Annotated in this window: 1 tRNA gene and 1 rRNA gene; both read left to right on the forward strand. The window is 55.9% G+C overall.

The window, feature by feature from the left end:
- The first annotated feature begins 2 nt into the window (after window positions 1-2).
- Window positions 3-75 (forward strand) — tRNA-Ala (locus tag HMPREF2958_RS04735).
- A gap of 3 nt (window positions 76-78) precedes the next feature.
- Window positions 79-195 (forward strand): 5S ribosomal RNA (gene rrf / locus HMPREF2958_RS04740).
- Window positions 196-202 lie beyond the last annotated feature (7 nt).

Here is a 202-nt window from a genome sequence, read left to right on the forward strand (position 1 = left end):
GCGGGGGCGTGGCGCAATTGGTAGCGCATCTGCTTTGCAAGCAGAGGGTTAGGGGTTCGAGTCCCCTCGCCTCCACGTTTCGGTGATTATAGTGAGAGGGAAACGCCTGGTTCCATTCCGAACCCAGTAGCTAAGCCTCTTTGCGCTGATGGTACTGCACTTTGATGGGTGTGGGAGAGTAGGTTGTCGCCGGACTAGTTTT

Origin of the sequence: Rothia sp. HMSC036D11 (assembly GCF_001814205.1) — a bacterium.
Taxonomy (GTDB): Bacteria; Actinomycetota; Actinomycetes; order Actinomycetales; family Micrococcaceae; genus Rothia; species Rothia dentocariosa.